Annotated in this window: 17 protein-coding genes; 11 read left to right on the plus strand and 6 right to left on the minus strand. The window is 70.2% G+C overall.

Annotation, left to right across the window (positions count from 1 at the left end):
• Positions 1–18 precede the first annotated feature (18 nt).
• Positions 19–3,306, minus strand: a complete 3,288-nt coding sequence (locus ON29_RS34045; RefSeq protein WP_051175633.1) for an IniB N-terminal domain-containing protein — start codon at positions 3,304–3,306, stop codon at positions 19–21.
• 305 nt (positions 3,307–3,611) lie between these two features.
• Between ON29_RS34045 and ON29_RS27690 the strand changes: the two genes are divergently transcribed.
• From ON29_RS27690 to ON29_RS27715, 6 genes are all read left to right on the plus strand, one after another.
• Complete coding sequence (locus ON29_RS27690; protein ID WP_051175634.1) at positions 3,612–5,384, plus strand: Hsp70 family protein; 1,773 nt, start codon at positions 3,612–3,614, stop codon at positions 5,382–5,384.
• Positions 5,377–7,968: a LuxR C-terminal-related transcriptional regulator gene (locus ON29_RS27695; RefSeq protein WP_040870773.1), complete on the plus strand. Its 2,592-nt coding sequence runs from the start codon at positions 5,377–5,379 to the stop codon at positions 7,966–7,968. Before ON29_RS27690 ends, ON29_RS27695 begins: the two co-directional genes overlap by 8 nt.
• 45 nt (positions 7,969–8,013) lie before the next feature.
• Complete coding sequence (locus ON29_RS27700; protein ID WP_040870774.1) at positions 8,014–9,117, plus strand: hypothetical protein; 1,104 nt, start codon at positions 8,014–8,016, stop codon at positions 9,115–9,117.
• A gap of 160 nt (positions 9,118–9,277) precedes the next feature.
• On the plus strand, positions 9,278–10,636 hold the full coding sequence (locus tag ON29_RS27705) for a S1 family peptidase (protein WP_040870775.1): 1,359 nt from the start codon (positions 9,278–9,280) through the stop codon (positions 10,634–10,636).
• A gap of 176 nt (positions 10,637–10,812) precedes the next feature.
• Positions 10,813–12,075 carry a S1 family peptidase gene (locus ON29_RS27710; RefSeq protein ID WP_245549130.1) on the plus strand — a complete coding sequence of 421 codons (1,263 nt, stop codon included), beginning with the start codon at positions 10,813–10,815 and terminating at the stop codon, positions 12,073–12,075.
• Positions 12,076–12,213: 138 nt separating this feature from the next.
• Entirely contained in the window at positions 12,214–13,101 is an 888-nt protein-coding gene (locus ON29_RS27715; RefSeq protein ID WP_040870777.1) for an NRDE family protein, read from the plus strand.
• Positions 13,102–13,171: 70 nt separating this feature from the next.
• Here the strand turns inward: ON29_RS27715 and ON29_RS27720 are convergent, their stop codons facing one another.
• On the minus strand, positions 13,172–13,879 hold the full coding sequence (locus ON29_RS27720; RefSeq protein WP_040870779.1) for a DUF8020 domain-containing protein: 708 nt from the start codon (positions 13,877–13,879) through the stop codon (positions 13,172–13,174).
• A 460-nt stretch (positions 13,880–14,339) separates the two neighbouring features.
• Between ON29_RS27720 and ON29_RS27725 the strand changes: the two genes are divergently transcribed.
• The 3 genes from ON29_RS27725 (at position 14,340) to ON29_RS27735 (ending at position 18,251) form a co-directional block, all read left to right on the plus strand.
• Positions 14,340–17,483, plus strand: a complete 3,144-nt coding sequence (locus tag ON29_RS27725) for a (Fe-S)-binding protein (RefSeq protein WP_040870780.1) — start codon at positions 14,340–14,342, stop codon at positions 17,481–17,483.
• A gap of 157 nt (positions 17,484–17,640) precedes the next feature.
• Positions 17,641–17,841 (plus strand): type II toxin-antitoxin system VapB family antitoxin, encoded by a 201-nt coding sequence (locus ON29_RS36140; protein WP_051175636.1) that lies wholly within the window; start codon positions 17,641–17,643, stop codon positions 17,839–17,841.
• A complete protein-coding gene (locus ON29_RS27735) occupies positions 17,832–18,251 on the plus strand; it encodes a PIN domain-containing protein (protein ID WP_174371865.1) in 420 nt (139 codons plus the stop codon). The genes ON29_RS36140 and ON29_RS27735 overlap by 10 nt, the downstream gene beginning before the upstream one ends.
• 99 nt (positions 18,252–18,350) lie before the next feature.
• Here ON29_RS27735 and ON29_RS27740 read toward each other — a convergent pair whose 3' ends face one another.
• The 4 genes from ON29_RS27740 to ON29_RS27755 form a co-directional block, all read right to left on the minus strand.
• Positions 18,351–19,499, minus strand: coding sequence for an acyl-CoA dehydrogenase family protein (locus ON29_RS27740; RefSeq protein ID WP_040870783.1), 1,149 nt, complete (start codon positions 19,497–19,499; stop codon positions 18,351–18,353).
• Positions 19,499–20,728 (minus strand): acyl-CoA dehydrogenase family protein, encoded by a 1,230-nt coding sequence (locus ON29_RS27745; RefSeq protein WP_040870784.1) that lies wholly within the window; start codon positions 20,726–20,728, stop codon positions 19,499–19,501. The genes ON29_RS27740 and ON29_RS27745 overlap by 1 nt, the downstream gene beginning before the upstream one ends.
• Positions 20,729–20,923: 195 nt before the next feature.
• Positions 20,924–21,130 (minus strand): hypothetical protein, encoded by a 207-nt coding sequence (locus ON29_RS35460; protein ID WP_040870911.1) that lies wholly within the window; start codon positions 21,128–21,130, stop codon positions 20,924–20,926.
• A gap of 330 nt (positions 21,131–21,460) precedes the next feature.
• Positions 21,461–21,997 carry a YdcF family protein gene (locus tag ON29_RS27755; RefSeq protein WP_040870913.1) on the minus strand — a complete coding sequence of 179 codons (537 nt, stop codon included), beginning with the start codon at positions 21,995–21,997 and terminating at the stop codon, positions 21,461–21,463.
• A gap of 145 nt (positions 21,998–22,142) precedes the next feature.
• On the opposite strand from ON29_RS27755, the gene ON29_RS27760 reads away from it, so the two are divergent.
• Together ON29_RS27760 and ON29_RS27765 are read left to right on the plus strand one after the other, a co-directional pair.
• Positions 22,143–23,465 carry a UDP-glucose dehydrogenase family protein gene (locus ON29_RS27760; protein ID WP_040870785.1) on the plus strand — a complete coding sequence of 441 codons (1,323 nt, stop codon included), beginning with the start codon at positions 22,143–22,145 and terminating at the stop codon, positions 23,463–23,465.
• Between the two features lie 150 nt (positions 23,466–23,615).
• Entirely contained in the window at positions 23,616–24,923 is a 1,308-nt protein-coding gene (locus ON29_RS27765; RefSeq protein ID WP_063825381.1) for a DUF7159 family protein, read from the plus strand.
• Positions 24,924–24,936: the final 13 nt, after the last annotated feature.

The following is a 24,936-nucleotide window of genomic DNA, read 5'->3' on the forward strand; positions in this document are numbered from 1 at the left end:
CGTATTACCGGGCAACTGTCAGTGCAGGAATGTATCGCCACCCAGGTCGCCGCCCGCTGAACCACTGAAATCCGTGCTCGCGTGGCTCTCTCCGAACAGGCCCGCGTCGGTGTCGCCGCTGCTGTCCAGGCCCGACCCGAAGGCGCTCGACACATCCAGTGAGGACCAGGTGTGCGCGGTCGAGCCGACACTGCCGCCGAGACCCGCGCCGGTGTCCACCGCGCCGTGCGCCGCCCCGCTCGCCGAACCCGCCATTCCGGCGCCCGCGTCTGCCGCACCGCCGACGGCCGACTGCGCGGTACCGCCGAGACCGGCCGAGGCGTCGAGGCCCGAGGACGCGTGCGAACCGATACCGCTGTCCAGGCTCGAACCGACGTGCGCACCCGCACTCGACGCGCCTTCCAGACCGCTCGACAGGCCCCCGCCCGCGTGGCCCGCAGCGCCGAGACCGGTCGACAGACCGCTCTCCAAGCCCGCGCCCGCGTGACCTGCCGCGCCGAGACCCGTCGACAGACCGCTCTCCAAGCCCGCACCCGCGCCGACCGCGCTGTCGATTCCGGTCGAGAGGCCGGCCGTCAGGCCCGAACCCAGTCCGGCACCCGCCTGCGCTCCGGCGTCGAGGGCGCCGGTGAGTCCGGTTCCCAGGCCGGTACCAGCGTGCACCGCACCGTCCACGCCGGTGGACAGCCCTCCGCCGAGGCCGGTGGACAAGCCCGTCTCCAGTCCGGTCGCACCCTGGACTCCGGCATCGAGCGCTCCGCCGAGCCCGCTTTCCAGGCCCGCGCCGACCTGCCCGCCGGTGTTCAGCGAGCTCTCCAGTCCGCCACCGAGTTCCGCTCCGGTGCTCACGGCCGCGCCCAGCCCCGTCGCGAGGCCGGTCTCGAGACCCGCCGTCGCTTGCGTTCCCAGGTTTCCGGCTCCGCCGACGGCAGAGGAGAAATTGCTTCCGAGTCCGGCGGCCGCATTACCGGAGCCTTGTGCCGCGGTGTCGATTCCGCCGGTGAGCCCGGCCGTCGCCTGGCCCGCGGCGCCGAGCGCGCCGCCCAGACCGGTCTCCAGACCGGAACCGATCTGCGCACCCGCGTCTGCCGCACCGTGCAATCCGGTGGAAATCCCGACCCCGGCCTGCCCAGCGGCGCCGAGGCCTGCGGTCACACCACTCGCGGCGTCCACAGCGCCCTCGAGACCGGCACCAGCCGAGCCGCCCGCATTCAGCGCCGCATCGGCAGCGCCTTGCAGGCCACCACCCACACCGGCACCGAGACCGGCCGTCAGATCAGTCGCCGCACCGGCAGCGCCACCCACCGCGCCGTCGAGGCTCGCACCCGAGCCGGTCGCCGCGTCGACAGCGCCCCCGAGACCCGCACTCAGACCGGAGGAGAGGTCCGCGGCGCCACCCACGGTGCTCTCGAAGCCAGCGGTCAAGTCGGTCGACGCACCCGCGGCGCCGCCCAGACCCGTGGCGACATCCGCCGCACCACCGATTGCGCCACCGAGACCAGCGCCGAGTCCGGTCGTCGCATCGACGGCACCGCCGAGACCCGCGCCGAGCCCGGCACCAGCCTGACCACCGGCGCCCAGGGCCGCATCCACACCCGTCGTCAAACCACCAGCCGCGTCGACAGCGCCCTCGAGACCCGCACCCACACCGGTCGCCAGATCCGCTGCGCCTCCGACGGCACCGCCCAAATCCGCGCCGAGTCCGGTTGTCGCATCCACCGCGCCGCCGAGACCAGCGCCCGCCTGTCCACCGGCGCCGAGCGCCGCGTCCAGACCGGTCGTCGAACCACCGACGGCGCCTTCGAGACCCGCGCCGACACCGGTTGCCAGATCCGCCGCACCACCGACCGCACTTTCGAAACCGGCGGTCAGGTCAGTCGCCGCACTCGCGGCACCTCCCAGGCCCGTGGTGACATCCGCCGCACCGCCGACCGCGCCCGCCAAACCTGCGCCGAGTCCGGTCGTCGCATCGATGGCACCGTTGAGACCAGCGCCGAGGCCCGTGGTCGCATCGACAGCGCCCTCCAGACCCGCGCCGAGCCCCGCACTCACGTCGGTCACCGCGCCCAGACCGCCCTCCAGACCCGCGCTTACATCGGTCGCCGCGCCCAGACCGCCCTCCAGACCCGCGCTTACATCGGTCGCCGCGCCGAGACCGCCCTCGAGGCCCGCGTTCAAGCCGGTGCTGATGTCCGCCGCGCCTCCTACCGCGCCTTCCAGGCCGGCGCCGAGACCCGTGGTGATGTCCGCCGCGCCACCGATGGCGGTTTCCAGACCGGCACCGAGTCCGGTCGTCGCGCTGACAGCGCCTTCGAGGCCCGCGCCCACACCGGCGCCGAGGTCGGCGCCCGTCTGCACGCCGCCGCCGAGGCCCGCGGTCAGGTCGGTTGCCGCGCCCACCGCACCTTCGAGACCCGCGCCGAGCCCGGTCGTCAAACCGGTCGTCGCGTCCACGATGCCGCCCAGGCCCGCGCCGAGACCAGCGCCCGCCTGCGCACCGGCGCCGAGCACGGCATCCACACCCGTGGTCAAGCCGGTCGCCGCGTCCACCGCACCCTGGAGTCCAGCGCCGAGGCCGGCACCGAGGTCCGCTGCCCCGTTCACCGCGCCCTCCAGCCCGCCGCCCAGGCCCGCCGCCGCGTCCACCGCGCCTTCCAAGCCCGCGCCGAGTCCGGCGCCCGCGCCGACTGCCGCGTCGATGCCCGTGGAGAGGCCGCTGCCGAGTCCTGCGCCGATGTTTCCCGCGGCTTCGGCGTCGGTGTCCAGGTCGATACCCCCGCCGATGCCACTGATCACCTGCGCGCCCGCACCGAGCAGGCCGCCCACGGCGGCGGACAAGTCGGCGCCCGCGTTCACCACGGTGTCGAGCCCCGCTGCCAGTCCCGCGCCCAGACCCGCGCCGAGTTCCAGCCCGGTCTCGATAGCGGTGTTCAGGCCAGCACCGACGTCGACGCCCGTACCGATACCCAGGTCGACGCCGCCGCCCGCGCCCAGATCCACTCCGAGATCAGCACCCAGATCGACTCCGGCATCCGCCACTGCGGCCACACCCACGGTGCTCGCCGCGCCGACCGCGGCGGCGGCACCGGTCTGCGCGCCTACCGCCACGATGGACTGCAACTGGGAACCGCCGGTCACCAGCGCCGACTCCGCGACCATCGGAGCGCAGAGGGCGATGTCCTCCGGCGTCACCGCGCTCAGGCCCGCGGCGGCCAGCGCCTGGGTCGGGTTGGCGCAGTAGGCGACCGCGGCCTCGTGGTTCCGCAGCAGATCGAGGATGAACTCCAGAATCGCATTGGGTGTCATGAGAATCTTCTCCTGAGTCCCGGCGGACCTCGCTGATCCGCAGTCGTTGGAATGCAAATCACGCTAGGAGCGCATCCCGTTACGCCGAAACGGGGCGAACCCCTATGACCGGCCGGGGGCACCCGATAGGGGCCGGAGCGGAATTAGGGGAATTTCCCTAAACGATCCCCTAACGAGGTAACGGCTGATGGCCAGCAACCGACAGAACGGTTGCGTCGGCAACTACAACCCCAGCGCACCAGCTCGGACACACAAACACACAGCAGCGACACCGGACCAGACAGTTTTTCGAACGGGGTTCTCGAATGACACAGCGCCTGGCGCTCGGCATCACTGTCGGGGCGTCGAATTCGGTCGCCGTGGCGGCAACGGAAGAGGGCGACGACGGCCTCGGCCCGTCCGGCGGCGGTTATCTACGCTCGCATCCGAGCGTGTTGCGGCTGTCGGAGGACATGGCGCCCACGCTGGGCGCGGGCACGCGCTCCACCGGCCGCCATTCCAGCGACGTCCTGCTGGAAGGCTTTCTCGCCAGGGTCGGCGACCCGGTCGGCATTCTCGCCGAGGACGGCTCCTCTTATTCCGCGCCCGACCTGGTGGCCACCGCGATCGGATGCCTGGTCGACGAGATCGCCGCGGAGACGGGACGAAGCGGCGCTCAGGCGACGGTCGCCTGCCACCCGGCGTGGTGGTCGCGGCACACCGTCGACATCCAGCGCGACGCTTTGGAGCGAGCCGGGCTCGGCGAGGTGACCCTGGTGCCGGAGCCGACCGCCGCGATCCGCTGGCTCGACGCCGCGCACGGCTGGGCCGACGACGGCGCGGTGATCGTCCTCGATCTCGGCGCGACCGGCTCGACCGTCTCGGTGGTACGCACCGGCGAGCACGCCAGCCTGCTGGGCACGCCGCTGCGCACCACCGACGTCGCCGGCGCCGAATTCGATCTGCTGACCATGCGCTACGTCCTGGCAAATGCGGTGCTCGCCGCGGATTTCGATCCGTTCGATCCGGTCGTGGAACGCGAATTGTCGGCATTGCGTGAGCGCTGCAGAAAAGCGAAAGAAGAGCTTTCCATAAACACCGCGACGGTTGTTCCGGTTCGGCTGGACCCCGCGGATCCGCACGGCACCGTGCGGCTGGTGCGCGGTGAACTGGAAGACCTGCTGCGTGGACCGCTGTCGAGTGCGATGGACCTGATCCGCGACGCGGTGCACCGGGCCGGGCTCGACATCGGCGATGTCGGCCGCGTCCTGCTCACCGGTGGGGGCGGCGCGATCCCCTTGGTCGCCGAACTCGTCTCCACCGAATTCGGATTGCCCGTCGTGGCGGCTCCCGATCCGGAGCACACCACTGCCCGCGGCGCCGCGCTGCTCGCCGCCGATCTGCTCGCCGCCGAGACCGACCAGCTCCCGTTGGTCGATCCGGTGGTCGAGGACGAGACCGTGCCGCAGCCCAGAGCGCTCCCCTCGGCGGGACTCGCGGCGTTGCCCGAGGAACGTCCCGCCCGCCGCCGCGCGCTGACCAGCAGGCAGCGCCTCGCGGTCGTGGCGGGCACCGCGGCCGCCATCGGCCTGCTGGCCACCGGCACCCTGGCCATCGGCACGGGCATCCAATCCGGCCCGAGCACTCCCGCCTCGACCGAGCAGTCCTCCACCGGCGCCGCACAGGTCGCCGCGACGACGGGAGCGCGGACCAGCGACCCGTCCGCACCGTCCGGCGTCGCCGCCACGGACTCCGCGAGTTCGCCCGGGCGGCCTGGCACCGGGACGTCGCAGGCCGGTTCGCCCACGTCCCCGGCCCAGGGCACCACCGTGGCGGTGGTGAACAGCGAGCAGAGTCCCGATCAACCCGCCCCTGCCCCCGCCGCGGACTCCCCGGCGCCGCAACCCGCGCCGCAGCCGCAGCCCCAGCAGCCTTCTCCCGCGCCCGCACCGGCGCCCACCAACCCGTCGCCGCCCACCCAACAGCAGCCGCGGCCCACCCCGCCCACCGCGCCGAGCCTGCCGACCGGCGCGCTGGGCGACACCCTCGGCACGGTGCTTCGCGCCCCCGGCGAGATCCTGGGAGGCTCCGGTGGCTGATACCGCCTTCGACACCCTCCCGTGTGCCCGCGACATCTTCCGTGATCTGGATTCCGCCGACGACCAGCCGGTGGTCTACCTGATCCGCGGCCGGTCCCAGACCGGCAAGTCGACACTGCTCACGGAGATCCGGGCTCGCCTGCGCGCCCGCGGCGTCCCGCTACAGGACGACATCGCGGCTCTCCAGCAGGCGCACGCGGGCAACGGCGCGCATTCGCTGACCCGCACGCCGGCCACGGTCGCGGGCGGCGCGGCGGGCGTGACGACCGATACCGCCCGCCCGGCCCTGATCATCGACAACGCCCACACGCTCGGCCGGCTCGATCTCGAATATCTCTGCGCCGCGGTGGAATCCGGGCAGCGCACGATGGTGATCGCCGCCCAGCCCCGCCCGCACGATCCGCGTCTGCGGATGCTCGCCGACGCGGTCGCCCGGCGCGGTCGCGTCGTGGACCTCCGCCCGCTCGGCGTCGCGGACATGGCGCCGTTCGCCAGGGAACTGGGCATGATGGTGCCGCGCCAGGTCGCTCAGCACATCCACCTGCAGACCGCCGGTATCCGCGGCGGTGTGGTGGCCGCGCTCACCGCCGCCTGCTCGGCGCGCCTGGACGCGGGCATCTCCGCCGTCGATACGGCCGTCGCCGCGTGGGCGCGCGGGTTGCTGGACAACCTCGAGCCCGACCTGCTGGAGACCCTGGTGGTGGCCACCACGGGCACGGGGCTGGATTCCAGCGAGCTCACCGAGGTGCTCGGCGTGGAACAGTCCGTCGCGCAGGATCTCATCGACCGAGCCAGGGCCAGCGCCCTGGTGACCGATGCCGACCTGCTACTGGAACCCGCCGTCGCGCCCCTGCGCACGCTGCTCGGCGACCGCAGGTTCGTCGCGGTCGAGCGCCGGTTGCTCGGCGCCCGGCTGGAGGCGGGCCTGCTGCGCGACCGCACCGCGCTGCAACTGGCCGAGTCCGGCGTCCGGGACCCTCGTCTGGCCGACTTCCTCGTCGCCGCAGCGGAGCAGGCGGGCCGCGACGCGGTTCGCTACTACGCCGCCGCCGCGGCCGCCGGAGCCGAGCTCGATCTGATCGCGCTGCGCTGGGCCGAGGCCGCGGCACGGACCGGTGACGGCGACACGGCCATGCGGCTGGCCGAGCCGATGCTGGCGCGCTCGGGCAGCACCGGCACGGAACTGGCGACGGCGGTACGGATCTGCGCGGCGGTGCTCACCCGACGCGGCCTGGTCGGTCGCGCGGCGCAGCTGTACACCTGGCTCGGCGGGCACCGGGTCGGCCCGGACTGGGCGGTCGGCGCCACGGTGTTGTGCCTGGCGGGCGACGTGCCGGGCGCCAGGGAGATGTCCTCCTCGGCGACGGAGTGGCCGCCCACCGAGGCGGGCGTGCACGCGCGGCTGATCGCGACCGCGCTCGCGGACACCATCGAACCGGGCAACAACACCGCGGCGGCGGTATCGGCGCTGGTGCAAGCCGCGCACTCGGACGCGGGCGTGGACCGCTTCCTGCCGTGCACGGCGGCCTCCATCGCCACGCTGCTCTCGCTGGGCACCGGCGAGCCCCGCCGCGCCCAGGACGCCTTGCGGCGGGCCACCGCGAGCGGGTTGCGCTGCCATCAGCTCGACGTGCTCGCGGCTTGGACGGCGATGCTCGGCGGCGACGAGCGCGCCGCCGCGGCCACCGTGGCCGCGCTCGACCACGACCGGCTCGATCTGCGCGACCGGCTGCTGGCGCACGGCGTCGCGGTCGGCCTCGCCCGGCGCAGCGGCGATCACACCGCGCTGGCGCGCGCATGGCAGGAGGCGTATCCGCTGTTCGACGACGTGCAGGCCGACCTGCTCGCGCTGCTGCCGATCGGCGAACTGTGGCTGGCCGCCATCCGGATGCGCGACGAGCGCCGCATCACGCCCCTGGTGGACGCGGCGCTCGCGCTGCTGCACCGCTTGAACGATCCGCCCGCGTGGTCCAACGCCTTCCACTGGTACGGCGTGCAGGCCGCGATCGCGCACGAGAGCCCCGAGGCGCTGTTGCCGCACGCGCGAGCGCTGAAGGCCGCGGCCGAGGCGGGTGACCGGCACGCCGCCGTGCTCGCCGACGCGGGCCGCACCTGGGTGCTCGTGCTACGCGGCCAGGTCGCCACCGCACCGGTCCACGCGGCGGTCGCCGCACTCACCGAGATCGGCATGACCTGGGACGGCGCCCGGCTGGCCAGCGAGGCGGCGCTCGCGGCGCCCGACTCCGCGACGGCCACCGCGCTGCTGAAACTGGCCCGCACGGTCCGTGCCGACGCCCGTCCGCAGGAGCCGCAGCCCCGGCCGCAGGTCCCGGCCGCCGCCGACGGCGAGGCCACGCCGCCGCCCACGCCGCCGCAGGCCACGATCCTCAGCGAACGGGAACGCGAAGTGGCGGAACTGGTTCTGCTCGGACTCACCTATCGCGAGATCGGTGCGCGCCTGTACATTTCGGCGAAGACGGTCGAGCACCACGTAGCGCGCATCCGACGCCGGGTCGGTGCCCGTTCCCGTTCGGAGCTATTGTCGATGCTCCGCGCCATGGGACACGGTTCGCTTCTGGTGTGACCGGGCGCGGTTCATCAGCGGGAACGCCGAAGCAAGGTAGGTGAGATGGCCACTGGGGTGGGCCTGCGCGTCGCCGAGGACGAGTGCACGGCTGTCATCGTCACCGACGGTGACGAGGAGCCGCGGTACATCGTCCGCGAGTCGATCCTGCACATGTCCGAGGACGGTGACGCCGCGCTGGGCGGTCCCCCGCCTACCGGATCCCATTCGATCACAGGTTTCGTGTCCGCGATGGGCGACCCCGCGGGCATCCGGGTCGACGACGGCGAGGCCTATCGCGCCGAAGATCTCTTCGCCACCGCGATGTTCTGCCTGATCAACCTGGCCGCCGAGCATCTCAGCGGTCCGGCCGAGTTCTACGCGACCTATCCGCCGGACTGGCCCGCCGAATACGTGCGCTCCCTGCGCGACGCGCTGGACTACCTGGGTCTGCGCTCGGTGCTGCTGGTCAGCGAGGGTGAGCTGCCCAGTGCCGAGACCGGAGCAGGCGGTACGTCGTTCGCCTACGACGCGGCCAGAGGGGCGCTGGCGGCCGTGCTCGCCACCCCCGCGGGCGCCACTCCGCCGGACCCGTCCACCGCGGAGAACTCGACGGTGGACACCATCGTCATCCCCGCGGTGCCCGCCGCCGACGCGCAGCCGCAGGCGTACTCGGCGGCCATCCCGATCTCAGAGCCGGTCGCGACCGCCGAACCGGAACCGGCCGAGAAGCAGTCGCGGCCAACGGTTCCCGCTAAGAATCCGAGGCGTACGCCGCTGCTGATCGCGGGCGCCGCCGTGATCGGTCTCGTGCTCGGCGGCATCGTGATGGCCATGCTGTTCCGCGACGGGGAGGAGACACCGGTGCCGCCGCTGCCGGACGCCAAGTCCGAGCCGACGTCGGTGCGTCCGGCCCCGCCTCCGCCGCCGGTCGTCACCACCACGACGTCCACCACCGAGCCCGAGCCGCCGGTGGTGATCACCGAGACCACGACGCCGGAGCCCACGACCACGACGCCGCCGCCCACCACCGAGCCACCGAGCACGACGCCCACCACGACCACGCGGACCTCGACCACGCGGACCACGACGACCACGACCAACCCGTTCGGGCAGCAGCTGCCGCAGATCCCCACCATCCCCGGCATGGGAATACCGAGTAGTCGGTGATTAGTAGCGTCCTAGTCGGGTTTGTGGCTTAGAGTGTTGCGCTGACCGGGTTGTCGGATGAATTTCCGCATCGGTCGGTTGCTGGACGAAGACTGTGCGCCAATGGATTCTGCCGTGGCCACGGATTTAGCTGGCACGTGCGTGCCGACGAAGGGACTTCATGCGCAAGTTGGTGGCGCGTCGCGCCGCGGTCAAAGCTGTCGCCATCGCATCGACCGTTCTTTTGGCTCCCTTGTTCGGCACGACTACCGCCTCGGCGGTTCCAGAAGCCCCCGCGCAGCTCGCCGCGGACAACCTCCCCCCGGAATTGGTGCAGGCCATCGCCCGGGATCTGCAGATGACGCCGACGGAGTACCTGGACCGCGCCGCGCGCGCCCAGCAGCTGCGTGACTACGCGCGCGATTTCCGTTCGGAGCGGCCGGATTCCTTCGCGGGCGCCTGGATCGGCGCCGACGGCAAGCCCGTCATGGCGGTCACCTCGCTGGACGCCGCGAAGATCGTCGCGGCCGACGGCTATCAGACCCGGCTCGCCCCCGTCTCGGCGGACAGCCTGGAGGGCTCGCTGGTACAGCTCAACCAGTGGATCACCGGCCTACCGCGGGAGATCTCGCAGGCGATCAACTCCGTAGCGATCGACTTCTTGAACAGCCAGCTGGTGCTCAGCGTCGCCAACACCCCCGCGGGCCACATGCTCAACCTGCCCACCCTGCTGGCGAACATCAAGGTCATCCTGTCGCCGAACGGCGGAGGCCCGGTCGAGCGCAGGCCGATGGGCGGTGACACCTACATCAGCGCGCCCGGTTCGCTCGCCGACTCGTCGCTGCGCGCCGTCGACGTGTGCTCGTTCGGGTTCAACAGCATCGACGCGTCCGGCAACGCGCTGAACATCAGTGCGGGCCACTGTGATCCGAACTTGGGCAAGGGCAATCAGGAGGCGGGCGTCTACCTGCCGAACGTCCGGGACATCCCGGCCAGCCCCGAGCTGGGCACCTTCGTGCGCGCCTCGCTGGGCGGGCAGTCCGCGCTGGACTACTCGGTGATCAAGCTGAACGAGCGCGCGGTGCGGGCGGGCATGGACCAGCCCTCGGTGCGCGGCGCCAACGGCACCACGCTGGCGATCACCGGCACCGCCGACCCGATCACCGGCGCGCCGGTCTGCAAGTCCGGTCAGTCATCCACCTTCACCTGCGGTTTCGTCGTGGCCGATCGGGTGGAGACCCAGCTCTTCACCGCCGAGGGCGAGAGCAAGACCGTGCGCGGGTTCGCCAGCTCGGCCTGCACCCTCGGCGGCGACAGCGGCGGCGCGATCGTGTCCGGCACGCTGGCGCTGGGCATCACCAGCGGTTCCAACGCCGCCGACGCGCCGAACTGCAACGAGGCCAATGTCGCTCTGGCGCAGTACGGCGGCACCGCTTCGCTCGGCATCCCGATCCGGGCGATCCTGGCCGATGTCGACGCCTCCTCGGGCGGCGGTATCGGCAGCGGGATCGCGGTGCGCACACGGCCGAATGCGGGCTGAGCGCGCGCCCGAATTATGTGGCAATGCACATATCCCCGGTCGACGGGCTATGGGGGGAGTCGAGAACCTCGAGATGAGTAGGCATACCGCGCCAAACCCCATATAGTCTGCTCATGCTCCTGCCACGTATAGGACCTCCACGCTCGACTGCGCGACAGACCGTAATCCGAAAGACAGTGATCGCCGCCTCGGCGGCGATACTGCTGTTCGGACCCACTGCGGCGGTAGCGACGGCTCAGCCGGACCAGGCTCCCGGCCTCCCCGCCGAACTGATCGCCGCGGTGACTCGCGATCTGAAGATCTCGCCCGACGAGTACCTGCACCGCGCGGAGCTGGCGCAGCAGGTGGCCGCGTTCGCCACCACCGCCCAGCGGCAGTACCCGGCCGTGTTCGCCGGCTCCTGGCTGGACGACGCGGGCAAGGCGGTCGTGGCACTGGCCCAGGGTCCCGGCGCCGACGATGCGAAGAAGGCGGCCGAGTCGGCCGGTTTCGAGGTCCGCAACGTCGCCAAGAGCGAAGCGGCCCTGCGTGGCGAGAAGAGCGCGTTCGAGCGCTGGCTGGAGGGCCAGCCCGAGGCGGTGCGGTCGCTGGTGCGCGGCGCGGTGGTCGACACCGTGAACAACACGATCGCGGTGCGTGTCGACCAGGCGGGCCTGCCGATGCCGAACTTCATCGACCCGGCGCGCGTCATCGTGATGGCCCCGCCCGTGGCGGGCGAGCAGGGCACCCTGCAGGCCGGTGAGATCGCCGGAGACGCGCGCGGCGCACTCGCGGGCGGCGACGGCTTCGCCTCGGTCGCCGGACGCAGCTCGCTGCGCTGCTCGCTCGGCTTCAACGGCACCGACCGCAACGGCAACACGGTGAACATCACCGCGGGCCACTGCAACCCCGACATCCCGTCCGCGGGCAGCGGCAACGCCGCGGGCGTGTACGAGATGAACGGCGACCGCCTCGGCGGTCAGCTCGGCGTCTTCCAGAAGTCGGTGCTCGGCGAGCAGGACTACTCGATCATCCGGGTCAACGACCAGGCCAAGGACCGGTTCGCCAACAACGGCGTCCGTGCGCCCGGCGCGGCTCCGATCGCCGTCGACGGCGTGGCGACTCCGGTCGTCGGCGCCCCGGTGTGCAAGTCCGGTGCGCGCACCGGCTTCAGCTGCGGCGTCGTCAACGCCGTCGACCAGACCGTGCAGGTCGGCGACCGGGAGCTCACCCAGAGCTTCTCGGCCAACATCTGCGCGCTGCCCGGCGACAGCGGCGGCCCGATCGTCACCGGCCGCCTGGCGCTCGGCATCTCCAGCGCGTCGTCGGTGGCGGACTACCCGATCTGCGAGATCCCGAATCTGATCGGCGCTCTGACCGGCAACGTGCCGCAGCTGTTCGCACAGCCGGTGCACGTGGTGCTCTCGGACAACCCGGGGCTGCGCGTACGCACCAACTGACCGCAGGACCGCGAAAAGGCCGGCAGCTGTTGAGCTGTCGGCCTTTTCGCCGTCTCAGGGTCCTTCCACTGCCCTTGCGCGGCCTCCCGGGCGGGAAACGCCGCATGGAGTGCGGTGGTGGTCCGGCATTCTGGTCGCATGTGTTTGGTGTTGATCGGCTGGCGCGCGCATCCGGATTACCGGTTGATCGTGGCCGCCAACCGGGACGAGTTCTACACTCGGCCGACCGAGTCCATGCGCTGGTGGCCGGAGGCGCCCGGCCTGCTCGCCGGACGCGACACCGGAGCCCCCGGCCGCGCCGAGGGCGAACCTCCCGGCACCTGGCTCGGCTTGAGCACCCAGCCGCACGGCAACAACCGCTTCGCGACCGTCACGAACGTGCGCGATCCCGCCGATCAACGCCTCGATGCCCGCTCCCGCGGCGCGCTGCTGATGGATTTCCTGCGCGGCGCCGCCGACCGCGGTACGGCCGGGGAGTTCCCCGGGCCGGAGAAATACGTCCTCGACGTCGCCGCCGCTCCCGACGACTACAACGGCTACAACTTGGTCGTGTCCGACCTGCGCACGCTGTGGTGGCATTCCAATCGCAGCGCCGCGGAACCGAGCGAACTCGCTCCGGGCTTCCACGGGCTCTCCAACGGCACGTTCGTCACGTCCGGGGGTCCGAGTCCGGGGGAAGAGGATCTGAGCGCCCCACAGCCCATCTGGCCCAAAGTCCGGGCGGGCCTGACCGGGCTGCGCGAGATCGTGCGAACCGATCCCGGCGCGGTGGACCGCTACTTCGAGGTGCTGGCCGACCGGACCGAAGCCCCCGACGAGCGGTTGCCGCGGACCGGGGTCCCGCACGAGCTGGAGCGGGCGCTCTCGGCGAGATTCGTCGCGCACACCGTGCACGGCACCAGAGCGAGCACGGTGCTGGTGGTCGGCGAGGACGGGACGTTCGAAATGGTCGAGCGCTCGTTCGGCAGGATGGGCGAGGACCTGGGCGAGGTCGTCGTCCGCGGCCTGCTCGATCTCACCGGCTGAAACGAGCGGCGGCCCGCCCTCCGAGGAGAGCGGGCCGCCGTGATCCGACGATCGGGGTGGGACCGAAGGCTTAGTTCGGCTTGTCCGCCCACTTCGTGGTGCCCTCCGGCGCCTGCAGCGTGTTGATCAGGTCGATCCCCGCGACAGCCAGCATGGGGCCACCGACCGCCACGGTGCCGAGGATGCCGCCGATGCCCGCGCCCGCGATCGCGGCCGGGATGCAGCCGACGCCGAGGAACGGCAGGCCGAGGATGCAGCCGATCACCGCACCGCCGATGACACCGATCGCGGTGCCGAGGAAGCCGCCGACCGCGGTCGCGATGCCGAACTGGCTGGCGAACTCGTTCTGCGCGCGCTGGTTCTCGATCGGCGAGGCGATCGGCTGCGCGACGACGTTGACGGCGTTGGCCGGCTTGTCCTTGGGCACGGCGACACTCTGGTCAGGCGTCAGCTCCAAGACGGTGTTGTCGTCCTTCACCACCGGCTTCACCGGAACGACGGTGTCGGCGACCTTGAAGGCGATCGGCAGCGTGAGGACCGCGTTGCCCTGCGAGTCCTTGACCCGGTAGACGTCGTCTTCCTTGACGTCCTCGGAGGATTTCGCCAGCTCGAAAGTTCCCCCCTTGAGCGTCGTCACGACGGTCTTCTCCACAAGCTTGACCGAGTACCGGATGGGGTCGGCGGCGGCCGGGTCGGCATCGGCATGGGCGGTCCCCAACCCGATGGTCATCGCACCGATGACCATCGCGGCCGCCGCGGTGGTTCTGCGGAATTTCATTCAGTTTCCAATCCATCATCAGGTCGTACGTCACCACTGGTCTTCAACACGCGAGAGCTCTATCCAGCACATCCGGGTGTCGGCTCCGGATCCTCCCCGAGCGGTGCGAAGACGGTCGCAGTGATCAGAACGTCGTGAGCCTAATAGAAGGCCGCGTTTTAAGCGAGATCCCTTATCAGCCATGGGGACTAAGCCAATCCTTACCGACTGGCCGGGATGCTTCGACGTTTACGGTGGTGAACAACCGGCCAGCAGGCGGATCGGTGCGAATTACTGTGACATTGATCACAGGTAAATAATGGGTCAAGCCCCAGCATATGGGGCTATAGCCGAAAAGCCGATCGTACGATGGACATGGTTGTTACTGGCGGGTAACTTACTGCCAGTTAGGATACGAGCGAACCGAGGCGGTAGCGGAAACCAACCGCAACTCGGGGTGCCTCTAAAGAAAGGTCGCGACATGAATGCCCTGACAGTGACGCTGGGCACGATTGGGGCGGCGCTCAGCCTCCTGTGTTGGGCGTCGTTCATCGGCGGCGTCCGCAATATCGCGCGCGCCATCATGATCGGACAGCCCGCTCCGGATCGTTGGCGGCCCTTCTTCCCGCGCTTCAAGCAGATGATCGTGGAGTTCCTCGCGCATACGCGCATGAACAAATTCCGCACCGTCGGCTGGGCGCACTGGCTGGTGATGATCGGCTTCATCGGCGGCACCATGCTGTGGTTCGAGGCGTACGGGCAGACCTTCGACCCGGCGTTCCACTGGCCGATCATCGGCGATCTGGCGATCTACCACCTGTGGGACGAGATCCTCGGCATCGGCACCGTGGTCGGCATCCTGACGCTGATCACCCTGCGCCAGCTCAATCACCCCCGGCTGCCCGAGCGGCTCTCCCGCTTCAGCGGTTCCAAGTTCGCCCCGGCCTACGTCATCGAGGCGATCGTGCTGCTCGAGGGCCTTGGCATGATCTTCGTGAAGGCGGGCAAGATCGCCGCCTACGGCCACTCGGACCCGGCCACCGACTTCTTCACCATGCAGGTGGCGAAGCTGCTGCCCGCGAACACCACGATGGTGGCGCTGTTCGCCTTCGTGAAGCTGATGTCCGGCATGGCGTTCCTGTACTTCGTCGGCCGCAACGTCACCTGGGGCGTGGCCTGGCACCGCTTCTCGGCCTTCCCGAACATCTACTTCAAGCGGGAAGAGGACGGCGGCGTCGCGCTGGGCCCGGCCAAGCCGATGATGTCGAAGGGCAAGCCGGTCGACATGGAGACCGCGGACCCGGATACCGACACCTTCGGGGCGGGCCGGATCGAGGACTTCTCCTGGAAGGGCTGGCTGGACTTCACCACCTGCACCGAGTGCGGTCGCTGCCAGTCGCAGTGCCCCGCGTGGAACACCGGCAAGCCGCTGTCGCCGAAGCTGCTGATCATGTCGCTGCGCGACCACGGTTACGCGAAGGCCCCCTACCTGCTGGCCGGCGGCCGCAAGGACATGGGCGGCGACGAGGTCGGCCTGGTCGACGCCGAGGGCAACCCGGACGAGGCAAAGCTGGCCAAGATCTCCGAGGCCGCCAAGGCCGAGGCCGAGCGGCCGCTGGTCGGCGGCGCGGACGTGAACGGCATCATCGATCCCGAGGTGCTGTGGAGCTGCACCACCTGCGGCGCGTGCGTGGAGCAGTGCCCGGTGGACATCGAGCACGTCGACCACATCATCGACATGCGCCGCTACCAGGTGCTGATCGAGTCGGAGTTCCCGTCCGAGCTCGCCGGCCTGTTCAAGAACCTGGAGAACAAGGGCAACCCCTGGGGCCAGAACGCCAAGGACCGGCTCAACTGGATCAACGAGCTCGATTTCCAGATCCCGGTCTTCGGTCAGGACGCCGACAGCTTCGACGGCTACGACTACCTGTTCTGGGTCGGCTGCGCGGGCGCCTACGAGGACCGCGCCAAGAAGACCACCAAGGCGGTCGCCGAGTTGCTGGCCACCGCGGGCGTGAAGTTCATGGTGCTCGGCGCGGAGGAGACCTGCACCGGTGACTCCGCTCGTCGCGCGGGCAACGAGTTCCTGTTCCAGCAGCTGGCCCAGCAGAACATCGAGCTGCTGAACTCGGTGTTCGAGGGCGTCGAGGATCGCAAGAAGAAGATCGTCGTCACCTGTGCGCACTGCTTCAACGCGCTGAACAACGAGTACCCGCAGGTCGGCGGCAGCTACGAGGTCGTGCACCACACCCAGCTGCTCAACCGCCTGGTGCGGCAGAAGCAGCTGATCCCGGTGGCGTCGGTGTCGCAGAACGTCACCTACCACGACCCCTGCTACCTCGGCAGGCACAACAAGATCTACAACGCGCCGCGTGAGCTGATGGCCGCGGCCGGTTCGAACCTGGTCGAGATGCCCCGCCACGGCGAGCGGTCCATGTGCTGTGGCGCCGGTGGCGCGCGGATGTGGATGGAAGAGCAACTCGGCAAGCGCGTCAACATCGACCGGGTCGACGAGGCGCTGACCACCTCGCCCGCGAAGATCGCGACCGGCTGCCCGTTCTGCCGCGTGATGCTCACCGACGGCGTCACCGCGCGCCAGGAGAAGGGCGAAGGCGAAGGCGTCGAGGTGGTGGACGTCGCGCAGCTGATGCTGGACGCCATCGAGCGCGTCGAGCCCGCGGTGCTGACCGAGAACCTGACCGTCATCCAGGAACCCAAGGCGCCCGAAGCGGAACCCGAGCCGGAGCCCGAACCCGCCCCGGCCGCCGAAGCCCCCGCACCGGCCGAGGCCGCGCCCGCCGGCGGCGGTCTGGCGATGAAGGGCCCCGCGAAAGCACCCGGCGGCGGTGGTCTGGCCATGAAGGGCCCGGCCAAGGCACCCGGCGGCCTCGGAATGAAGGGCGCGGCGAAAGCGCCCGGCGCGAAGGCTGCGGCCGCGGAACCGGCGGAGACCGAGGCCACCTCGGCGCCCGCCGCTCCGGCCAAGGGTCTCGCCATGAAGGGTCCGGCGAAAGCGCCCGGTGGTCTGGGGATGAAGGGCGGAGCCAAGGCGCCCGGCGCCAAGGCTGCCGCGGCCCCCGCCGCCGAATCCGCGCCCGCGGCCGAGGCAGCCGAGACCGAGGCTCCCGCGGCCGAGCCGGTCAAGGGGCTGGGTATGAAGGGCGCCGCCAAGGCGCCCGGTGGTGGTCTCGCGATGAAGGGTGCGGCCAAGGCGCCGGGCGCCAAGGCGTCCGCTGCACCGGCGGCCGAGGCAGCGCCCGAAACCGCCGCCGAACCGGCTGAAGCCGAGTCGGCCGAAACCGGGCCCGCCGAGACCAAGCCCACGGTGCCCGCCAAGGGTCTGGCCATGAAGTCCGGCTTCAAGCGGCCCGGCGCCAAGGCCCCCGGTAAGCCTGCCGCGGCTTCCGCGGCGTCGGCCCCGGCGGACGCGGCTCCCGCCGAACCGGCTTCGACGGAGCAGGCTCCCGCCGCGGAGACTCCTGCGGCGCAGGACGAACCGGCTGCCGAGCCGGAGCAATCCAACGGCGTGAGCGGCAACGGCGCATCCGAAGCCGCGCCGCCCGCCGCCAAGCCCGGCGGTCTCGGTTTCAAGGCCGGTGCGAAGGCGCCGGGCCGGAAGAACTGAGCCTGAGAACAACTCGACAACGACTCGGCCGGGTCCAGAAATGGACCCGGCCGAGTCGTGTCGCCGACGACCGGTTGCGCCCCGGCATCCGGTCGGTATCTTGATCGGCCGATGTCAGATATCATGTTTAGTGAGATTTTGATATCAGGAGGTGACGATGTCACGCACACTGATCGACATCGATGACGAGGCTCTTTCGCTCGCTGCCGAAGAACTGGGGACGAAAACCAAGGTCGCCACTGTCAATGCCGCATTGCGTGAAGTCGCCAACCGACGTGCGGTCTGGAAGATGCTCCAGCAGCTTCGCGGCAGCGAGACGGATCTCTCAGCCGAGGCGATGAAAGGAGCTTGGCACTGAGAACGCTGTTCATGTTGGCGGATAAATCGGCTTTGGAGTGGGTCCTACGCGACGCGGTCGCGGCCACCGACTTCGCCGAAGTGACCAGCGCGCCTGGCGCACTTGTGGCGGGTTGTCATCTCACCGCTCTCGAGATCGGCTACGCGGCCCGATCTCATGCCGACTACATCGCCAAGATCGCCGGTCAGAAGGCGTTGGTCTGGCTTCCGGTCACAGAAGAAGCGATGGACCGGGCCTTGGAGGTCCAGGGTCTTCTCGCTGCCCGCGGCGCCCATCGCCTGCCGATCCCCGATCTGATCCTTTCGGCCACCGCCGAGGTGCACGGGGCAACTGTCCTGCATGTCGACAGTGATTATCAGACGATCGCGAACATCACCGGTCAGCCGCATCGGCGACTCGAGACGAGCTGACCTGGTCACCGGCCAGTGCGGCCGCAGCGGGAAGGCAGCTGAGTACGCGCCGAGGCCGGTGCCGGGCCGAGCGAAGTGGCGGCCCGGCCCGGCGACGAACTACGGCCGAGTGAGCGCGGCGTATCGGGCGAGATGTTCGTCGGTGGAGCCGAATTCGTGCTCGACCACGGTGAGCCGCTTGAAGTAGTGGCCGATGGCCAGCTCTTCGGTCATGCCCATCGCACCGTGCAGTTGCACCGCGTTCTGTCCGATGAAACGCGCCGCCCTGGCGACGGTGACCTTCGCCGCCGAGACGGCGCGTGCGCGGTCGTCGGCGGGCGCCCGCAGCGAGTGGACGGCCAGATGTACTGCCGCCACGGCTTGTTCGAGTTCGATGTACATATCGACCATGCGGTGCTGCAACGCCTGGAAACTGCCGATCGGCTGACCGAACTGCTCGCGCTGTTTGGCGTAGTCGATGGTGTCGGCGAGCACCTTGCGCATGCAGCCGACCGCCTCGGCGCAGATCGCCGCGGTGGCCTCCGCGATGGTCGGCTCGATGACGGTCCAGCCGTCCGACTCCGTGCCCAGCAACGCGTCGGCGGGCAGGCGCAGGCCGGTGAACACGAGATCGGACGCGGTCCGGTCGTCGATGGTGCGGTAGGAATGCACCTCCACTCCGGCCGGTGGATCGGACGCGTCGAATTCGAGCCGGAACAGCGAGATGCCCGCCTTGTCGCGCCGTTCACCGGAGGTGCGCGCGGTGATCAGCAGATCGGTGGCCAGCGGGGCGCCGGTCACCACGGTCTTCGCGCCGTCGAGCATCCAGGCGTCGCCGTCGCGGCGGGCTGTGGTCGATACGTCGTGCAGCGCGTGCCCCGACGTCGGTTCCAGCGCGGCGAACGCGATGAGCGCGTCACCGGACACGATCCGGCGCAGCACGGCGTCGGCCTGCTCCCCGCCGGACCGCTCGAGCAGTCCGGCGCCGATCACGACGGTGTCCACGAACGGCTCGACCACCAGTGCCCGGCCGAGCTCCTCGGCGATCACCATGAGTTCGACGGGGCCGCCGCCGGTGCCGTCCACCCGCTCGGGCAGCGTCGCGCCGAGAATGCCCAGTTCGTCGGCGAATCCGCGCCAGACGGCGGGCTGCCAGCCCGACTCCGATTTCGCCGCGGCGCGGCTCTTCTCCAAGTCGTAGCGGGCGCCGAGGTATCCGGCGATCGCGGAGCGGAGCATTTCCTGCTCGTCGGTAAGCGTGAAGTCCATCAGAGCCCCAATGCTGCTTTGGCGAGGATGTTTCGCTGAATCTCGTTGCTGCCCGCGTAGATCGAGCCCGCTCGGTCGTTGAAGTACTTCAGCGGCGCGACGGCCTGCCAGTCCGCGCCGCTGTGGTAGCCGTCGGCAGGCGGCGTGAACTGGGCGATCGGCCCGCCCGGCTGGGTGGCGTGCGGCTGGTAGACGCGACCGCGCGGTCCCGCGGCTTCCAGCGCCAGCTCGGTGAGCTTCTGGCTGAGTTCGGTGCCGAGGATCTTGAGTATGGAGGACGCGGGCCCCGGATTCTTGCCTTGCGCCATCGCGGAGAGCGTGCGGTATTCGAGGACTTCGAGCACCTCGGTGCGGATTCGCAGGTCCGCCAGCTTCGCCGCGAACGCGCGGTCGTCGATCAGCGGGTTGCCGTCCGGGCCGGGCTGCTGCGCGGCATTGACGGCGATGTCCTGGGCCATGACCTGGAGCCACGGCGCCGCCGCTCCGCCGCGCTCGTGCACCAGCAGATACTTCGCGACGGTCCACCCGTCATCGATCCGGCCGAGCACATTGGTCTTGGGCACCCGCACGTTGTCGAAGAAGACCTGGTTCTGCACCTGCTCACCCGAGGTCATCACCAACGGCCGGATCTCGATGCCCGGCGCGGTCATGTCGATCAGCAGGAATGTGATGCCCTGCTGCTTCTTACCCGTGCGTGAGGTGCGCACCAGGCAGAAGATCCAATTCGCCTCTGTAGCGTGGGTGGTCCAGATCTTGCTGCCGGTGCACACGAAATCCTCGCCGTCGTCGACGGCGGCCATGGACAGCGCGGCCAGGTCGGATCCGGCCTCGGGCTCGGAGTAGCCCTGGCAGAAGAAGACCTCGCCGGTGAGGATGCGCGGCAGGTAGAACGCCTTCTGCTCCTCGGTGCCGAACGCGATGATCGCGGGCGCCACCATCCTGATGCCCATCGGCGACAGCGCGGGCGCGCCGGCCAGCGCCGATTCCCGCTGGAAGATGTAGTGCTGGGTCAGGCTCCAGTCGCATCCGCCGTGTTCCACCGGCCAGGCGGGCGCCGCCCAGCCGCGCTCATGGAGGATGTGCTGCCATTCCATGCTCGCCTCGTGGTCGGGATACACGCTCGTCGCCAAGCGCCCGGCCCGCCGCAATTCCGGCGTCAGCTTCGCGGCGAGGAATTCCCGCACCTCGTCCCGAAACGCCAGATCCCCCGCTGACCAGTCGTAATCCATCTGCCCTCCCAGAGGGTGTGCACCGTTGCTTCCGTGGCGAATATCCCGCCACCACGAGACAGAATGTACGGCCGCTTCTCTCAGCGAGTCAAACTGACGTCACACGCCCGCAGATTCCCGGCGCAGGCGTGCCGACCGCCGCCGGCAGCCGGGCCCGCATCACGGACCCGGCTACCGATGGGCACACCTGGAGCATCAGCCGCAGGAACTCGGTTCACCGATCTTGACCACCGACAACACCGCCTCGCCTTCGCCGATCAACGATCCCGGCGCGGGCGCCTGCGCCACCACGATCCAGTTCCGGTCCATTACCTGCATGCGCCCCTTCCCGGTCGCGTCCTTGGATCGGGAGAAGAAGACACCGGCCGCCTGGATCGTGTCCTGCGCATCCTGCAAGTTCATGCACACGACGTTCGGCATAGGGGCACGGGAAACAGCCGGTTGCGAGGCCTGCGCAGGAGGAGGCATCGATGCCGCGGGAGCGGCAGGCGCCGCCGGGGCAGGCACCGTTGCAGTGGATGTCGACGAGGCGATCACAGCGCTTCGACCGGCCGGAGTCGCGGAGGTTCGTTGCGACGTCGAGTGGTCCTTGCCGTTATCTCCGACAGCACTGCCGATCGCGCCCAGGGCCAGCAGGCCGCCTAGGACGGCCGCCACCCATACCCACAGCGGCGTCCGCTTCTTCCATGGCTGCTGCCCGGTAGATCGGCGGTGGCGGGCAGGGTCAAGCGGTCAACAGTCCTCGAAGAAGGCTTTCGCGAAGCCCACGGATTGGTAGGCGTAGTCGTAAGCCCAACGGGGGAGGGAGAGGTCGGGTTCGGGGTCGGCGAAGAGGAGTTCTCCGTCCCAGCACCTCCGCAGGATGTAGCGGGCGCGGGAGATGTGCGGAGTAAAGGTGACGACGATGACTCGGCGCCAGTTGTTGGCGCGGGCGAGGCGGGCCAATTCACGGCCCTCGCCGCGAGTGGTGCGCGGCGACGGGTCGAAGCACAGGACCTCGAAGCTGTAGCCGCCGTGGCAGATCCGGTTCAGCACGGCGCTGTTCTCGTAGGGATCGGAGAACAGCACGCGCGGCGCGTACCCCTCGCGCGCCAGGCGCAGGCCCAACTGTTCACGGCCGTCGTGCGCCCCGCCCAAGACGAGAACGGCATCCGCCGGAGCGGGCGGGTCGGTGCGCGGACGCACGTACACCGGCCACAGCGCGACCGTCGCGACGACCACCGCCAGACCGGCGCCGAGCACGGTCCAGGCCCATCGATGACGTCGCACCACGCCGATGCTAGCGAAGCCACGACGACCGTTGCGCCAGGTCAGGGCACCCGCTCCGGCGCCGTCGCCGCATGTACATCTGCTGTTGCCCCGACCCTTGCCTCGCTGACGTGGCGTGGCCACCGGCGGGGCTTACCAATCGATCATGCGATGCACAGTCTTCGGAACCGGGTATCTCGGGGCCACGCACGCGGCGTGCATGGCCGAACTCGGGCACGACGTCATCGGAGTGGACGTGGACCCGGGCAAGGTCGCGAAGCTGTCCGACGGAGTGGTGCCGTTCTACGAACCGGGCCTGGAGGGTGTGCTGCGCCGCAACCTCGATGCGGGCCGCCTGCGGTTCACCACCTCCTACGCCGAGGCGGCGGCGCACGCGGAGGTGCACTTCCTCGGCGTGGGCACCCCGCAGAAGAAGGGTGAGTACGCTGCCGACCTGAAGTACGTGCACGCGGTGGTGGACACGCTCGCCCCGCTGCTGGAGCGCCCCTCGGTGATCATCGGCAAGTCCACGGTCCCGGTCGGCACGGCGGCCGCGCTCGGATCACGCGCCCGGGCACTGAGTTCCGCCGACATCGAGGTGGCGTGGAATCCGGAGTTCCTCCGGGAAGGCTTCGCGGTCAAGGACACCTTGCGGCCGGACCGGCTGGTTCTCGGCGTCGACCGGGAACGCGCCGCCGCCGGATGGGTGGAGGACCTGGTACGCGAGATATACGCCGACCTGATCACCGCCGAGGTGCCGTTCTTGCTGACCGACCTGGCCACAGCGGAATTGGTGAAGGTTTCGGCGAACGCCTTCCTGGCGACGAAGATTTCGTTCATCAACGCGGTGTCGGAGGTGTGCGAAGCGACCGGCGCCGACGTGACGATGCTGGCCGACGCGCTCGGCTACGACGCGCGCATCGGCCGCCGATTCCTCAACGCGGGCCTCGGCTTCGGCGGCGGGTGTCTGCCGAAGGACATCCGCGCGTTCATGGCCCGCTCCGGTGAGCTCGGCGCCGATCACGCCGTCGCCTTCCTGCGCGAGGTGGACAACATCAATATGCGCCGCCGTACCAAGGTGGTCGACATGGCCGCCCGTGCCTGCGGCGGCTCGCTGCTCGGGGCCAACGTCGCGGTGCTCGGCGCGGCTTTCAAACCGGAATCCGACGACGTGCGCGACTCCCCCGCGCTGAATGTGGCCGGCATGATCCAGCTGCACGGGGCGGTGGTGACCGTCTACGACCCCAAGGCGCTGGAGAATTCGCGGCGCGTGTTCCCCACCCTGAACTACGCGACCTCGGTCGCCGAGGCGTGCGAACGCGCCGACGTGGTGCTCGTGCTCACCGAGTGGGACGAATTCACCGCCCTGCGCCCGCGGGATCTGGAGGGCGTGGTGCGCGCCCGCTCGATCATCGACGGCCGGAACTGTCTCAATCGTGCCACCTGGAGAGCAGCCGGATGGGTGTACGCGGGACTCGGCACACCGTAGAGTTGCGGGGCGAGGCGGGCTACTGCCAGACAGATGACCAGTCCGCCCTAAGCACAGCTGATCGCCGGCGGTAGGGTCCGTCCAGCGGGCCTCCGCCGACGGACGGCGCAGGCTCGCATGTCGTGCAGTGTGAAACGAGATGGGCAGCTGATGAGTTCGGTACTGGGAGTTTCGGTGGGGGCCGGCGCTGTCCGTATGGCGCGACCACACGCCGACAACCCACACGGACATGTCTCCCCACATTCCTTCGATCTGCAGACCATTGCGGTTGTCGACCAGAGCGTGGAAGAGCTGGCTGCCGAAGCCATCGGCGTCACCCTGGAAGCCACGCCGGGGATCGGCGCCACCGCGATCGCCTACCGCAGTGAGCAGCACGCCCGCGCCATTCGCGCGGCCATGGCGCGTCAGCAGCTGACCAATTACGAACTCGTGCCGGAGATCGCGGCGGCACTCGAGTTCGCGCAGGCCACCGGCGATATCCGGGGCATCTCCTCGCTGGTCGTCTACGACCTGGGCAGCTCGGGCCTGACGGTGAGCGTGGTCGACACCCACTCCCGCGAGGTGCGCCACAGCGAGCGCACCAGCGACATCAGCGGTGACTATCTCGACTCGTTGATTCGGGAGCAGCAGATCGCCTCCGGGCGGATCGCGCATCCGCCGAACGCCGCGGGCCTGGCCGCCCTGGACGCGCTGTGCCGGGAGGCGAAGGAGCAGCTGACCAGCAACACCGCGGTGGCGCTGCCGAGCGAGCAGGGGCTGGTCCTGCTCGCGCAGGAGAACTTCGAATCGTTGATCATGCTGGCGATCGAGTCATCGGCGCGGATGGCACGCGACGTGATCGTGCGCTCGGACCGCCCCGTGCACGGTGTGCTGGCCATCGGCGGTTGCGCCCGGATCCCGTTGGTGGCCAAGGTGCTCGAACGCTGGATGGGCGTGCCCGTCATCGTGCCGGACAGCCCGGAGACCGTGATGGCCCGCGGCGCCGCGCTGCTGGCCAGACCGGTGCGCAAGGAGACTCCCGCCGCGAGCGCCGCGCTGGACGACGAGCTGTCGCCCGCCTGGTTGGCCGCCCCCGCCCAGCGGGGCAGACGCGAGATCAGCGGGGCCGTACTGACGGTCAGCGCGCTGGCCGTGGTCGCCGCGATCGGCCTCGGCCTCGGCTACGGACCGCAGGTGCTGGAACGGGATTCGCACACCAGCGAGGGCTCGCCGTCGTTATCGCCGACCACCGCACCGCGCACGACCAGCTTGGATCCACAGATCGCCGTCGCGCCGGGTACCACGGAGTCGCCCGCCCACGAGTCGGTCGCCGCGCCGCCGCCGAACCGGCGCCAGACCACCAGCGAGGCGCCGCCGACGCCCGGCCCGAACACCATCGTGGTGCCCGGCCTTCCGCCGATCGTGGTCCCCACGATCCCGCCGGAGGTCTTCCCCTTCCCTCCCCCACCGCCACGCTGAGCGAGCGATCGCG

Source organism: Nocardia exalbida NBRC 100660, assembly GCF_000308575.1.
GTDB classification, from domain to species: domain Bacteria; phylum Actinomycetota; class Actinomycetes; order Mycobacteriales; family Mycobacteriaceae; genus Nocardia; species Nocardia exalbida.